General features: G+C 49.2%; 16 protein-coding genes. 10 read left to right on the top strand and 6 right to left on the bottom strand.

From position 1 onward, the window contains the following. Nucleotides 1-5: 5 nt before the first annotated feature. The 3 genes from F7231_RS27505 (at nucleotide 6) to F7231_RS25000 (ending at nucleotide 3,815) form a co-directional block, all read left to right on the top strand. On the top strand, nucleotides 6-455 hold the full coding sequence (locus tag F7231_RS27505) for a recombinase family protein (RefSeq protein ID WP_229370339.1): 450 nt from the start codon (nucleotides 6-8) through the stop codon (nucleotides 453-455). An 861-nt stretch (nucleotides 456-1,316) separates the two neighbouring features. Further along, nucleotides 1,317-2,747 carry a hypothetical protein gene (locus F7231_RS25005; protein ID WP_166693971.1) on the top strand — a complete coding sequence of 477 codons (1,431 nt, stop codon included), beginning with the start codon at nucleotides 1,317-1,319 and terminating at the stop codon, nucleotides 2,745-2,747. 528 nt (nucleotides 2,748-3,275) lie between these two features. Next, the gene (locus tag F7231_RS25000; RefSeq protein WP_166693970.1) at nucleotides 3,276-3,815 is read left to right on the top strand and encodes a hypothetical protein; all 540 of its coding nucleotides are present in this window, start codon (nucleotides 3,276-3,278) and stop codon (nucleotides 3,813-3,815) included. A 105-nt stretch (nucleotides 3,816-3,920) separates the two neighbouring features. Here F7231_RS25000 and F7231_RS24995 read toward each other — a convergent pair whose 3' ends face one another. The 3 genes from F7231_RS24995 to F7231_RS24985 form a co-directional block, all read right to left on the bottom strand. Next, nucleotides 3,921-4,622 (bottom strand): TlpA family protein disulfide reductase, encoded by a 702-nt coding sequence (locus F7231_RS24995; RefSeq protein WP_166693969.1) that lies wholly within the window; start codon nucleotides 4,620-4,622, stop codon nucleotides 3,921-3,923. A gap of 182 nt (nucleotides 4,623-4,804) precedes the next feature. Continuing rightward, nucleotides 4,805-5,098 carry a hypothetical protein gene (locus tag F7231_RS24990; protein ID WP_166693968.1) on the bottom strand — a complete coding sequence of 98 codons (294 nt, stop codon included), beginning with the start codon at nucleotides 5,096-5,098 and terminating at the stop codon, nucleotides 4,805-4,807. 325 nt (nucleotides 5,099-5,423) lie between these two features. Then, nucleotides 5,424-6,251, bottom strand: coding sequence for a DUF4595 domain-containing protein (locus F7231_RS24985; protein ID WP_166693967.1), 828 nt, complete (start codon nucleotides 6,249-6,251; stop codon nucleotides 5,424-5,426). A 468-nt stretch (nucleotides 6,252-6,719) separates the two neighbouring features. Here F7231_RS24985 and F7231_RS24980 point away from each other — a divergent pair, with 468 nt between their 5' ends. The 3 genes from F7231_RS24980 (at nucleotide 6,720) to F7231_RS24970 (ending at nucleotide 9,317) form a co-directional block, all read left to right on the top strand. Further along, on the top strand, nucleotides 6,720-7,253 hold the full coding sequence (locus F7231_RS24980) for a hypothetical protein (RefSeq protein WP_166693966.1): 534 nt from the start codon (nucleotides 6,720-6,722) through the stop codon (nucleotides 7,251-7,253). 1,147 nt (nucleotides 7,254-8,400) lie between these two features. Then, nucleotides 8,401-8,829, top strand: coding sequence for a response regulator (locus F7231_RS24975; RefSeq protein ID WP_166693965.1), 429 nt, complete (start codon nucleotides 8,401-8,403; stop codon nucleotides 8,827-8,829). 80 nt (nucleotides 8,830-8,909) lie between these two features. Further along, on the top strand, nucleotides 8,910-9,317 hold the full coding sequence (locus F7231_RS24970) for a response regulator (RefSeq protein WP_166693964.1): 408 nt from the start codon (nucleotides 8,910-8,912) through the stop codon (nucleotides 9,315-9,317). 154 nt (nucleotides 9,318-9,471) lie between these two features. Here F7231_RS24970 and F7231_RS24965 read toward each other — a convergent pair whose 3' ends face one another. Further along, nucleotides 9,472-9,747 (bottom strand): hypothetical protein, encoded by a 276-nt coding sequence (locus F7231_RS24965; RefSeq protein WP_166693963.1) that lies wholly within the window; start codon nucleotides 9,745-9,747, stop codon nucleotides 9,472-9,474. 293 nt (nucleotides 9,748-10,040) lie between these two features. Here F7231_RS24965 and F7231_RS24960 point away from each other — a divergent pair, with 293 nt between their 5' ends. From F7231_RS24960 to F7231_RS24950, 4 genes are all read left to right on the top strand, one after another. After that, the gene (locus tag F7231_RS24960; RefSeq protein ID WP_166693962.1) at nucleotides 10,041-10,466 is read left to right on the top strand and encodes a response regulator; all 426 of its coding nucleotides are present in this window, start codon (nucleotides 10,041-10,043) and stop codon (nucleotides 10,464-10,466) included. 28 nt (nucleotides 10,467-10,494) lie between these two features. Further along, on the top strand, nucleotides 10,495-10,623 hold the full coding sequence (locus F7231_RS27675; RefSeq protein ID WP_262889698.1) for a hypothetical protein: 129 nt from the start codon (nucleotides 10,495-10,497) through the stop codon (nucleotides 10,621-10,623). Nucleotides 10,624-10,730: 107 nt separating this feature from the next. Then, nucleotides 10,731-11,120, top strand: a complete 390-nt coding sequence (locus tag F7231_RS24955) for a hypothetical protein (protein WP_166693961.1) — start codon at nucleotides 10,731-10,733, stop codon at nucleotides 11,118-11,120. A gap of 320 nt (nucleotides 11,121-11,440) precedes the next feature. Next, a complete protein-coding gene (locus F7231_RS24950; protein WP_166693960.1) occupies nucleotides 11,441-12,580 on the top strand; it encodes an IQM protein middle domain-containing protein in 1,140 nt (379 codons plus the stop codon). A 60-nt stretch (nucleotides 12,581-12,640) separates the two neighbouring features. Here F7231_RS24950 and F7231_RS27670 read toward each other — a convergent pair whose 3' ends face one another. Together F7231_RS27670 and F7231_RS24945 are read right to left on the bottom strand one after the other, a co-directional pair. After that, complete coding sequence (locus tag F7231_RS27670; RefSeq protein ID WP_262889697.1) at nucleotides 12,641-12,763, bottom strand: hypothetical protein; 123 nt, start codon at nucleotides 12,761-12,763, stop codon at nucleotides 12,641-12,643. Between the two features lie 3 nt (nucleotides 12,764-12,766). After that, nucleotides 12,767-14,050 carry a Y-family DNA polymerase gene (locus F7231_RS24945; protein WP_166694059.1) on the bottom strand — a complete coding sequence of 428 codons (1,284 nt, stop codon included), beginning with the start codon at nucleotides 14,048-14,050 and terminating at the stop codon, nucleotides 12,767-12,769.

Below are 14,050 nucleotides of genomic sequence, written 5' to 3'. Positions count from 1 at the left end.
GTACTTTGTCACTGATTAGCTCCTCAATCCTACTTCATGAGTTTACCCCTTCCCGCCCCTCTTTTGCTATCTACCACCTGATCCGGTACGTGGCCTACTACCGGGTCTCCACCAAACAACAGGGCGACTCAGGACTGGGCCTGGCCGCCCAGCAGACGGCCGTGGCCAGCTTTGTCCGCGGTCCCATCGTGGCCGAGTTCACCGTAGTCGAGTTGGGCAAGAACAACGGGCGGGTGCAGTTGGCTCAGGCCATCGAGCGGGCCAAGAGAGAAGGAGCGGTTCTGGTCATTGCCAAACTCGACCGGTTGAGTCGCAACGCCTCCTTCATCCTGACCCTGCGAGACTCGGGCGTCAACTTTCAGTGTGTGGATCTGACCGACGCCAACACGCTGACCATTGGTATCTTCGCCACCCTGGCTCAGCATGAGCGCGAGTTAATTAGCAGTCGCACATAAACCGCTCTGCAGGCCAAGAAGACCCAAGGATCCGTCCTAGGCAAGCCCCAGAACATAACCCCGGCGGCTCAGGCCAAAGGAGCGACTGCCAATGTAGCTCAGGCACGGGCCAACGAAAACAACCGCCGGACCTTATCGATGGCGCTGGCTTACCGATCCGTGGGCAACAACCTGGTGCAGATCGCCCATGAGCTTAACTGGGCTGGTTTTCATACCGCTAGGGGCAGCGACTTTCAAGCTACTCAAATCATTCGCTTGCTAAAGCGAAGTTGATGGGTATAGGCTTACAATTCTATAAATTTATATACTTATACCCATCAGTTGATAAACATAATCACTCAAAAAGTAGCAGCCAGTTGTCAGTTTACAGATGCTATTACACAGGAACAAGCTTGCAGCATTATAATATAACGCATAGCTAATTATTTAAAAATCAGAACATTAAACCTTATAATAAATGGCAGTATATTAATCATTAGTTATTTATAGTTTAGAGCTCTTGCGTTCTTCACTATGTTGATTGGCTTGTTCATGAAAGTGGGAATTTCACATTACTGGCGGTAAGATAGCAAATTGATAGTGAGCGTTTTTTGTGGGTTTGCCTCGTGCCTGGCAACAGGTCAACATCTGGTGAACAGCGCGTTTTTTAGCGTATCAAGTCTGGTTGGACAGGTCAATAACCAGGCATCAGGCGACAGAACGTCAACAGAAGCTTTCCGGCTGACAGGGGAACGTACCTGAGTGCCAACACTGACAGCTTTGTCTCAACAGTTTCGGCCTCTCTCGGCTTCATCAGACTATGGTTTGGATTTCATCTGATCAATAAATGTTTAACAACTAATTTTTCTAATTATATCTGACATGAAAAACCTAAATTTTACTATTCTTATCTTTCTTGTGTTGATTATTAGCTCAAATCAAACCTTTGCTCAATTATTCAGAGAAATTGACAAAGTAACAAGAGATGCAGACAGAACTTTAAGATCTGTAGACAATTTAAACAGAACTATCAAAAGAACCGGGAAGGAATTTAACAAACCAGCCAATCCATCTAGTCCAAATATCTCAAAAGGCAGTTCAGCTAACGGTACAGAATATAGTTCTGGCCCATCACGCCTACTCACTTTTAACGGCGGCTATCCTATTACGAATCAACTTTACGTAGATATCAATGGTAAATACCCTGACGGCTATAAACCTGAATGGCGTTTAGTAGGAAATCCCCAAAAATTGAGCACAAATTTTGAGTCATATGCGTCAAATACCGGTGGCACAGGTAAAGACGAAATTTTAGTGGGCCTAATTGATTATCAGGGTAAAACGGTGTTAAATTTCAAGGCGATTAGATGTAATTGCGTAGCTAATTTTGATCTTCCCATTGAAAAATTGACACTATCTAAAATTCCATTGCGATTGAAATTAATAAATTTTAGAAAAGTACAAGAACGATCGATGGATGATCCCGACGCACCCTGTCAAAATATGGCTGCTCAGACGCAGGGTGGCTGGAAAGGTTTCATCGATTTAAGTTCAGATAACCAGGGTAACCTTACTATGAATCTATTGATAGAGAATTACGCTTCACCTCGTTATCGTAACGGTGCACTAATGTATAAATGGTTTGAGAATGAGATAGCTATACCTAATATGTTAACACCTGACAAAGCAGAGGATAAATTAAAATCAGACAAAAAAGCAAACATAGACGCAGAGATTGCAAAAAAAACAGAAGCTGAAAGCAGAGAAAAAAGAGAAAGACTTGATAAATTATATAAATTAGCGGTCATTGATATATCATCTAGGCCAGCGGCTAAGCCGAAAATAGTTGCAATTTATAAAGGATATCAACTAAAAAGTATTGTTGAGTTATCAGATTTAATAAGTAAAAAGGATAGAGAATATGATCAATTTGTAGTCGTAAATAAATCTGACCTAAAATCATCCTCAGCGGAAGCCAAATTAATAGCTTTACAAGCTGCATCAACTAAAGGGAATGTAGCAGCAAAGGTACATATTATCGAGTTTGATCTTATTAATAGACGCGTTTATAATATTTCTTCATGGGATTCATCCAAGTATGAGCCGCATGAAACTGACGGAAAATTTGCACAACTTTATTTATTAGTCAACTATTTAAATAAAACACTTATTGATATTGCAACTTACATTCATATTGGCGACTCAGAGAAACTTAATAATATAGATATTGATCGTATATTAGATAGTGCAGTTACTTACATTGATACAGATGAATACCGACGAATTGTAGAATATCTGAAAAGTAGGAAGTAATTAATTCGTCAATCTTAGTCTCACGATTTCGTCCTTAAATAGATTTGCACTAAGTCTGATCCTGAAATTAGGTTATCCGTTTTTGGATGAGGAATTATGGTTCAACGCTATATTAGTTTCTATGGTAGCAAGAGCTTTACCCTTTTTGTAGACTTTCGGCTTGCAGTGTTTCCTCAGGGCCGATCCGTCAGGTGAGCTACAGCAGGTGTAAGATAATCACAACTCTTGTGGAGCAGCAGATGGTTGTCGGCAATCTGAAACGATTATGAAGGCCTTAGAAACGAAAGTTTTACAGCACCTTCCCTTTTACAATCAATCGACCGTTGAAATGAAATCTTCTTGTAACCACTTAATAATTAACCAATCGTTACACTATAAGAAAATGTTGTACCACTCACATAGTTTACACGTACATTGCCTTTTTTAAACCAATAAATTTCCTTTATTTAAAGATTTTGCGAATTTTGGTCTGTTACATCTAAAGGTAGTATAGCGAGGACAAAAGCATAAAGCAATATTTCAAGTAACATGATAAAGGGAATAGTAGACTTACAGACAGCTTTAGCGATCGCACTAGCAAGCATACCTGCACTAGTTACAGTGCTATGGAGTATGTGGCAACATAATAAAAGAGTTGAAGATGTGAGAGACCTACTCCGGTCTGAAATAAAAAGTAGTTCAAATGAAATTCTAATAAATCTAGAAAAAACTAAACAAGAAATACAAATTGTTTCTACAAAATTTTCAAATTTAGAGCAAGATGTCAAACGTTCTTTGATTGGTATAGATTCAATTAATCACAGCTCTAAAGAATTTATTAGATCCATTGCAGAACACAATGTCAAACTAGACATTGTTAATAATGAAATCACTGATCACAAGAAAGATAAAATTGAGATCAGACAAAATCTTTCTAATTTTCAAAAAATTGTGGTCGATTTAGAGAAATCTTTGAGTACCTCGCTCGAAACATTTGAATTGCGACTGATAGAGATTGAAAAGAAGTATTCAGGTAAAATAGCCGAACAGATTGAACAACTAAAGAAAAACGCAAGTAAGGGTAATTAATTTATTGATTTCTCAATCCTAGATATTAAAAAGGAATAAGCACTCTCTTAAGGTTTTAAAGATGATTCACTTATCGCTTAACATAGTGCCACTTATATAACAGGTTCAGTTGCTTTCCAAGACCTTATCAATAGCAGTTATGAGTCGATTATCGAGCATGGCTTTATTTGTTTGGGAATTCGACGATAAACCTGTGTAAATATCCTCAATAACACCCGTTGAAGAAATAACGAAATGACTGGGATAGCCCTCAACAGCTAAAGCAGAAATAAGCCCTTGAGCTTGAGGCAAAACAGTGTAGGTGAACCGACGTTTTGATAGAATCTTCTGAATTCGGCCAGCTGACTCAGGGGCAGGAGCAATAAAGACAATATTTTTACCTGTGTACTTGGCCATTAAATCACTTAAAAGGGGCATCTCCTCGATACAGGGCCCACAAGTTGTTGACCAGAAATTAATAACGATTGATTTTCCTTTCAAAGAGGTGTTGCTATATACGTTACCCTGAATGTCTTTCAACGAGAAGGTTGGTAGCTGCTTACCAATCCATTTTGCTTTAAATTGATCTACTGGATTGTCAGCCAGTACTTCGAAGATAATCTGAGTTTCATTCTCTTTGTGGATTACATCCATCTGAGCAATGGGCTTACCTCTACTCGCTGTTTGAATGCTATCGAATTGTTGTGGAGTATATCGAGTACCCCGTGGATCAATGTATACTTTCGGTTTTACCGATTGAGCCCATCCTATCAAACTAATTAGAAATAAGGAAACAACCAGTAAGGTATGACGCAGCAAGTTTAGCATAGTCGATTTGAACAATTTGGGGTGCATGTCAATGCAATATAGGCTGTTGTTCCGCAAGTCTTTCTCATAATATAGAGTTAATTATGCAACAGGTCTAGGTAAAGTACAACTTCTTGCCCCACAGTAAGTTAGCACTATTCCTGTACTTATTCTATAACTAGCTTTATGTAAAGAGATTATTTTTAGAAATACAGAAAAAGCGTTTGCCCTTGGGAATTGAATACGGCATATCTTATCAGCCGATTCAGATTATACCGACTCTGGCCTACAATTATAAAATCCCCTTCAAAAGAAACAGGGTCAGTACTAAAGTCTACTTCCAAATTATTGGTGTAAACCCTAGTTCTTACAATACTTACTTTCTGAATAGCTGCTTGAATCTGACCAGTTGCTTGTTGAGCAAATAGAACAACCGATTCCTCTTTTTTGCAAGCACTGAAAGAAAGCAATAAGCCAATAAGAATAAGCTTCTTCATTTGTCTAAGATCTGTTGTATAAGTGGTGATCTGTTAACTCATCAACAATTAATCTAACTCGTAAAGCTTGTAATAAGAACCTATGTAGACTGTCCAATATGAACGCTATTAGTGCTTTTTGACTGACGGTTTCGCTATTGCAATGCAGGAGGCATCTTCACCTAGCGGGCACTTTCTGGCTGTTGCTGAAAAGTCTTCCTGCGTCAGAATAGTAAAACACGCCAGTTCCCTAAAAACTAAATTTAAACAGGATCCTATTCGATAAACAAGTGCTTTTCTGAAAGTTTGGTTAGCAGTGAAGCAGCTGTGCTATCACGCACAAGAGTTAAGGACACGTAGTAGCAAAAGAAATACTGAAAGGAGCTGAATTGCCAGCCCGCTCCGCTTGCACCAGTTGCCCGCTAGCGTTGGTTCGGTAGGTGTAAGTTGTGGTCATGTTACTGGTTCCTTTTAACTCAGCGCTCGTGATTAAGCTGCGAGGGGGCTTGCCCAGAAATGGCTGCAGCACCTGATCGGGCGAGTAACTAAAGGGATTCGCTTCGAGCAAAAACGACAGGTTTACTGGGTTTGACTGCGTACCATACCGATTGGTCGTGATCGTGGACGACATCGTCTGATTGGCTTCCCTGTCCAAGTAAGTGATCGTTACTGGATTGCCGTCCTGATAGGTTAACTGGGCATCTGTGGTCTTGGTGAGTTGCTGAGTGGGTAGGCCCGGTGGGTAGGTGTAGCGGTCGACATGGTGGGTGATGAGGTAGCCTTGTTGGTTGTAAGTGCAGGAGTGGCTGGCGGTCAGCAAGGCGTTCTGGGTTCCATTGGCCAGCAGGTTGTACCTTGTTTCCTTGGCGGTCAGTACATACCCCTGCTCATTCAAGGTCAGCTCATAGTGAAAGCGCAGCGGGTTAGTTTTTGAATCGGGATAGGTTATATCAACCGTAGCCTGTTTGCCCTGGTAGGCATAGACATAATCTAAATCAGTACTGACCGTATGCCGGGCAATATGCGTTACCCGCCCCACCAAGTCGAACTGGTAGGTATAGGTCTGGTTGTCGATGGTGGTAGTCAGCTGACAGCCCGCTGGTTCGAGGGTCTTCTTTTGGCAGCTTGCGCCAATGAGCAGCACCAAGATTGTTGGCACTAGCATTCGTTTCATCTGAGAGGTTGTTGAAAAATGCTTACGGCTTCATTTTGTACTCAAAAAACTGTTTTACAATCTCCATTAGGTTCTCTGAACATAATATACGTAAGAGACAGATAGTCCATACTCCAACTCTTGCCCTAATCAACCATGAAGTTTGCTCTGAATGTCAATTTTGCCATCATCAGCGCTAATTAAAGGTGTTGAGGGTAACCTGAAGGGAGCATAGCCTGCGGTAAATAAAAAAACTGCCCGGCAGAAATTATTAGTTCTACGGGTCTTTAGCGACCGTTCTTGAGATGGTATAAACAGGATTTCACTCCTATTGCGTATTTAGTTTAATTGATTGTGAAACAGCCGCCTGGCTAACTGATCATCGCCACCGGCATTATATTCGCTCCGAGCCAAGCTTTCGTCTACCACCGGAGGAAGCCCAGATCCGCTAGGTAGCGGGGCTACTACGCTATCCCAACAGATCGATCTATGCAACGGCTTTGGCTCCGTGTGGTTTACTGCTGGTTACTGCTGGGGTTGCCTTTCGTGGCTACGGCCCAGCTTAAAAAGGCCTACGGTAAGCCCACCCGGTGGGCGGTTACCGCTGAACTAGGCGGGTTTGGTCCATTTGCCTCCCTTAATGCCGAGTATGCACCCCTGCAAACAAAAACGAGCTTTTTCGTTCTGCGGGGCGGCGTGGGTCATACCTTCAGCCGTTCGCTGCTGTGCAGCCTGCCCGCTTCGGTGAGCTGGAATCTGGTGCTCAACGGGCAAACAAGGGGGTGTCCACCGACCCGCCTGAGAAACCCTACGCTGCTTGAAGTTGGCATGGGCGGGGTGTATCCCCTGTACACGGACAAAGAACTGGGGAGTGCTTACCGCTGGAGTCCCCTGTTGGGGGTACGGCATTATTTTCCCTATAACAGTCGGGCTACAGGTTTCTGGAAAGTCCAACTGACGCCTTTAGTGACGGGACAGCTCAGCCCCTGGGTTGGGCTAAGTGCTGGGGTCGTCATCGATTGACCAGCGCAGGCCAGTCGCTGGCTTTCCTGAATGAGAGTCGTTTAAGGGGGAGCATCAAGCCTTCTTTCTAGTTACCTGAGCTGTTTATCTCCCTGGTGGCCCCCAAAAGCCCGGTCTAGATGATCTCTGGTCAGGATCCGGTACCCCCTACCCGGCAACAACTAGTGTCTCAACTTGCCGATGTTGCTTTACCCGCCGCCGGGTAGCGGGTAGCCGCCGCGCAATGGCAAATTGATACACTGGTAAGGGGTAACCGAAAAGCCCTTTAGCAGGGGCGCTAACGGCGGCTATCAGGCCAGCTAGCCAAGGCACTTACAATCTCCCGTCAGGCCTCAGGCGGGGTGAGGAGCTAGCTACCATCATGCGGGCGCTGAGTGTCCGGTCATACCCGCACTAAAGTGGTTACATGTGGTTACATAGCCAAGCCGTATCCCCGGTGCCGGCCCTGCCCGGCGGAGCGGCTCCTGGGCAGAATAGCACCGGGATACGGGACTATAAGCCTAGTTGACACTCGTTGCCCGGGGGCCAGGCTCCGCGTTGCCGCCTCACCCGTACAAGGGATTAAAGCCTGGGCTGCCGACGCGGGCCGCTCAGTAGACATAGGGCAGCGCAACCGACCCGGCCTACCCATGGCCAGTTATCAAATACAGGCCCAGGCCTCCCTTCATCAACAGTCGAAAGCCGCCCCGCCAGCGGGCAGCGGACGAAACCTATGCAGTCATGTCAACGTTCGACAGCTCAACGCGGGGCAAGCGACTTGCCAACTTACCAGACAGGCCCTCAGCGGCAGCAGGGCTCCAGCCGCCTGGCTCGGCGGCGGACCAGCCCGCTTTTGAAGCCTTTTGCCAGACCTTTGCCCCAAAGCTGTGGGGAATCATACTGCTGGCCAACCTGCCGGTTGTGACCTCTACGTACTGTCAGGGCTCATCAGGCTGGCTCACCAGCAGGGCTTACCCTACGAGCGGGTGCAGGCCCTCTTGTCGTCCAGACTCAAGCTATTTTCCAAGGCCAGCAAGGGCTCGTAACCAGGCTGGCTGCCCCGTCGGACGGGCGCAGGCGGGGTAAAGCTACAAATTGCCGGCCTGGTCAAACACTTCGCTTCGAGCCGGGTTTAGACAGGATTGTCAGCGACTCAACTCACTACTTCATGACTGAATCCCCCATCATCTTCATCGACTCCGACGAAGATGATCAGCAAACCTTTATCCGGGCCCTGGCCGAGCTAAACTCACCACACCCGCCCCTGGTCTTCAGTGACGGCCAGGCAGCCTTGGACTACATCACATCCAGTGAAATAGTACCCTTTATTATCCTCTCCGATATTGTGCTGGATAGACTAGGGGGGCTGCAGCTGCGGGAGCAGATCGAGAAAAGCCCGGCGCTGCGCAAAAAATCGATTCCCTTTATCTTTTTCACCTACCCCGTCCACGAAGACCTGGTTGAGCAAGCCTACGAATACACCATTCAGGGGCTGTTTGAGAAGAAAGTGCGTTACCAGGAGTGGGTCGTTCAGCTACGGGAAATCCTGGCGTACTGGTCAAGCTGCCACCACCCCAAACAATTCAACAGGGCCTAAATCGGGGAGCTGGTCCAGGATTTATTTCACCCCTGATGGCCGTTTGCGAACCCGGTCTTGCGCGACATCGTTAGTCAACTGTGCAGGCTACGACAGACCAAAACAGACCCCATATCTACCTGGTAGACGATGACGAAGATGACCAGTTCCTGGTTCAGCGGCTGATTCGCCAACACAGGCCAGCTGCCACCGTTGAAGTGCTGGGTGACGGAGAAGTGCTCATCCAGGCATTGGCCTGCGCCCAGGCGCTTCCGGCGCTGGTGCTGCTGGATTTGAACATGCCCCGCATGAGTGGCCTGGAAGCCCTGAGCTGCATCCGGGCCAACCGAATCTACGACGCGCTGCCCATTGTTATCTTGACCACCTCAGAGAGTGATCAGGACCGGCAGCAGGCGCTGGCACTTCAGGCAGCGGACTACCTAATCAAGCCAGCTACGTACCGCCAGGCGGACCAGCTGGTTTCGGCCATCACCCACCACTGGCTATAAGGACCAGGGCAAAGGCCCCTGGCCCCGCCTCGCCGATACCCGATTACCGCCGACCTTTAGGCTTGGCAAAGGGGGCGCAATGCCTACTGTGGGGCTGGAAGTGGACAGCGGGGGGGGAGCCTGTGCTTCGAGAGGCGTACCGCGCGATAGCCAGTTAGCCGTCCCGGGCCGTACCTTTACGCAGGGCAATGCGCCTGGCCCGGTGCTCGCGCAACTGCGCAGCGCGTTGTTGCTGGTGGCGCGCCACCAGCAAGGCCCGATCAGTCAGGTTAATCTCGTACAAATAGGACTGGGCCTGTTCTTCCTGTTGCTGGAGCTGTAAGGCAAGCCGGGTTCTGGTTTCGTAGGCCAGCTGGGCCAGCCACTGCTGCTGGCTGGGGCCAGCTGACTGCGTGGCCGGGTCGCTGGGCGCCTGAATATCTGTTGCCATACTAGTATAACCTTCAGATTGACTCTTTCGCTTAAGCTGGGTTCCTAAACAGGGATTACTTTAGGCGAGTAGGTCTCTGGTTGTCGCAGTTAGCCTACTGGGCGACACCAGTAAAAAAGGAACACCGAGCCAAGCACCGTCGGGTCGTTACAGCCCGGCTTTTAACCACTAAATACCCCGGGCCCGGTCAACCAGACCCTCTTGATCCGCAGCGCAGCTGGCCCATTGAATTGATTCGCTGCGCTGAACGACCTAAGTCCCTTAGATTGCGGGCTCCTTACGCTGCCCTCGCTATGAACAAGACAGGTCCCATACTCATCGTGGACGATGATGAAGACGATCAGGTACTACTCCAGCTTGTTTTCAACAAACTGGCCTACCCCAATAAGCTCCTGTTTTTCGCTCATGGACAGGCGGCACTTGACTTCTTACGACAGACCGATGAATTGCCCTTATTGATCCTCTCAGACATGAACATGCCTGGGGTGAACGGCCTGGAGCTGGGTCAGCAAATTCAGCAGGATGCCAGGCTCCGATCAAGGTGCACTCCCTTGCTGTTTTTCACGACCGGAAGCACCCAAAACGAAGTGGAGCAGGCCTGCAGGCTATCGCCCCAGGGATTTTTCGTCAAGCCCGCGTCAATCGATGAATTAGAGCGAATGATGGCCTTGATCGTCAGCTACTGGACAGCGAGTCTGACGCCAAGTAAGTTGAACTAATACGGACTTCGTAAGCCGCAAGAATCGCTTGTTTTTCAGCGCCGCCCTGCTGGTCATTGGGCTGACTCGCTGCAAACAGGATGCGCTGCCCGCTGAGTCGTCGCTGCTTACCCATGATCCCCATCTGGCCCAGGTTAACCCCGCCGGGGTAGCCTGATCAGGTCCGGCCAATTACCTGCTTGACAAAGGCGTGTACGTGCTCAGCGATAACGCCGACCGGAGTGGCCCCAACTGATTCAGCCCCAGTGAGTCGTTGGACAAGAATTGAGCCGCGCAGGAGAGCGTGCCTTGTCGACCGAGCAACTAAATCAATACCGCCAATTGCTGTACGAGGCGCTGACGACCAACCAATGGTTAGCCGTCCTGTTTCAGGAGCGACCAGCGCAATGGAGCCTGCGTGGTGATCCCTTTCTGTGGGATGAGCTCAAGCAAGTGAGCCTGACGCTGCTGTTGCCTAAGACAACTCAGGAGGTAGAGCAGCTGCTTCGGCTACTGATTCAGAATCTGATTGGCGAGGAATTGACACCCGGCCGGTACGTGTCCGTGGCCCGGTACAGCTTTGGCGGCATGAGCAGCGGAATGGTGCATGCTGACTCCTGGCTTGAAAAGGTAATCCCACTGCTGCAGGAGCGGCTGGAAAAAGTAAGTAGCTAACCGGTATACGGTTTGCCACACGGGGAGCAACGGCCAGTAAGCGAATGGTGACGGCAAAAAAAACATTGACACTTAATTACATCAATATTGATAGCTATACTATGTACTTACGTATTTGTCAATTTGTGAGGCATAAAAAAAGCCGCCCGATTGCTTGGGCGGCTTTATGGTGACTATCTGCATCTAGTCAAGAAGGCGCTAGACTAGTCACTCAACCAGCTGACCGCCAGAAACTAGGCTACCGTCTGGCTGATATCCTGTTTTTCGGGCAGTCTACTGGGCGTTGGTCACTACCTTGGACTTAAAAAAAAAGCCGCTTTATGCTCCTAACCTACGATGACTTTCGAGCGCGCACTGCCAGGGAAAACTTTTTTCAGTTCAGAGGCTCTAACCTGAAGGAAGTAGATGAGGCCCTTCAGGCCTATTGGAAAGATGTTAAAAGGGGGTCGCCCCAGCAGGTGATTCACCTGATCAATGTTCTTAAGGCCTGTGCCACTTGGTTCAAACGAAAACAGGGCAAATCGGATACTACGTCTCTGGGAGGGGGCAGCGATTTGTTTATACGGCGAAAGCTGGTGATTGAAGATCTGGGTAAGACCGCCCTGGCCGAGCTGAACACGGCCCTGAAGGAGGCCAGTGCGAATACGATCACACCACAGCAAAAGTTTGCGATTCAGTTCCATAAACATAAATTCAACACGCTGAATAACGCCCTCACGCAGGCACCGACGCCCACGAAGCCCATGGAGCAGAGCTACCAGCCAGAGCGGTCAACCTATCTGGCTTCCAAAAAAGAAAAAGCCGTATCGGGTACCGGAGTGCACGCGGTGCATAGCGATATGAACTCGGGGAGTGTCGTTATGAACCAGTATCCGGCCAAGCAGAGCGACGCCGTGCGGCAGGCGCTACGTAAAAATGTGAATCTGTTGACGGACGCTGATTTTAGAGCACTCGATGAGTATGCCCGCAAGGCGCCCAAGGGCGATATGCATTTAGATGTGGTGTATACCAGACGGGAGGACCGAGATAAGCTGATGGTTTTCGTTGACGGGCAGGGGCGCCTGTGCGATGTCAACAATGGGCTGATCTCAACCACTGGGTCAGTGCTGTATGCGATGGATCGCTACGGTAATCTGTTCTACGAGAAAGACAAAACAATGAAGCGGGGCGTCATCTATAACCATTCTTCGTTCAACGCAGGCAACGACGTCATCTGTGCGGGAGGGATCAGGATTGCCGCTGGCGTTTTGAAAGAGATAGACAACCGCAGCGGCCATTACCAGCCCAGCCGGGACAACCTGCACAACTGCGTGGAAGTTCTCCAGCAGGAAGGAGTAGACCTGAGTCAGGCTGCAGTGTCGGTCGCCTACAAAGTGGGCGAAAATTTGATGTCGGATGAGTATAAGGCGACCACTTTCCTGCAGAACAAACAGGCCCGCCCCGATTTGGTCAGCCGGTAAGCTTTAGCCAATCAGCCACCCCGGCCCCGCCGGAAGATGGTCCACTACCGGGTGGTGAGGCTAAGTTAACTGCCCGTTCATTGAAGCAGAGACGGAGGCGTGGTACGAAATGGCTTGCCCGTATTTGTTGGTAAGGGCTACCTTGACTCGGTTACCCGGCTTTATCTCCAAGGATAAGTTCATGGCTCACTTGACGGTTAAAATATCCTGCCACTGGGTTGTATAGCGCTTTGACATCCACTGCTGTTTATGACGCCAGCTCGGATCATACCCCGCTGCGGCTAGCCGAATCTTATCTCGACCATACCGATAATTGAGCTTATCAACGACGCGGGCCAGCTTACTCTGCCGGTCATCGGGGCCATCGTTGAACAGATTCGCCTGTCGAAAGTCAGCTGGTACCAGTCCCGTCAGCATCACGCCCACTTTCTGGTAGTGATAGCCCGTTCGGAAGATGGCCGTTAGGGCGGCCTGCGCGTAGCTGGCCAGTTCAGCCGTGCTGGCCGTGGGATGCGGCAGCTCCACCGTCCGGCTGCCATAGTACTGTTTGGCGGCAAGGCCATTACCCGGCGTTTTACGGTGGCGGTTGGTGTGCAGAAACACGGTAACGGCTGCGGCGGCACTATCCTGCCGCCGCAGCTTCTCGGCCACCCGCCCCACATGGGTGGTCAGCGCCTGCCGGATCAGGGGCAGGTCAGGAATCATCTGCCCAAAGGAAGGGGCGGTACAGATGGCTTTTTTGGCCGGGGCAATGGTCTCGATCAGGTGGCACTTTAGGCCCCGCAGCTCATGAGCCAGCCGCAGGCCGTTGACGGTCATGTTGGCGGCCAGCCAGTCATCAGGCATATCCCGCAGCTGCGCCGCCGTGCGGATGCCATGACGCCTGAGCATGCCTTCATAGCGCCAGCCCACGCCCCACAGCTCGGAGATGGTAAAGCCCCGCAAGGCTTCTTCGATGCGGGCGGGACTGTCTAGCAGGCAGACACCGCCAGCCCCCTCGGTTCGTTTGGCGTACCAGTTGGCCACTTTGGCCAGCGTCTTGGTGGGTGCTAGACCGATCGATACGGGGATGCGGGTCCACTGACTAGCTGTTTGACGAAGCCCCTGCGCGAAAGTCACCAGATCCGGATAAATAGTTTCGTATCCGGTCAGGTTCATAAACGCCTCGTCGATGCTGTAGACCTCCACCTCCTCCACGTACCGACTCAGTATCGACATAATGCGGGCTGACATATCCCCGTAGAGGGTGTAGTTGGAGGAGAACACCCGGATATCATGCGCCTTTCTCACCTCCTCGAGCTGGAAGAGGGGCACGCCCATTTTGATGCCCAGCGCTTTGGCCTCGTTCGAGCGGGCCACAATGCACCCGTCATTATTGGAAAGCACCACGAGGGGTTTACCGATGAGCGTAGGATTAAAACTTCGCTCACAGCTGGCGTAAAAGTTATTACAATCGACCAAGGCTATCAT

Source organism: Fibrivirga algicola (assembly GCF_011742925.1).
GTDB classification, from domain to species: domain Bacteria; phylum Bacteroidota; class Bacteroidia; order Cytophagales; family Spirosomataceae; genus Fibrella; species Fibrella algicola.
Note: the sequence above shows the minus strand (reverse complement) of the source record. Positions and strands in the feature narration are given on the sequence as shown.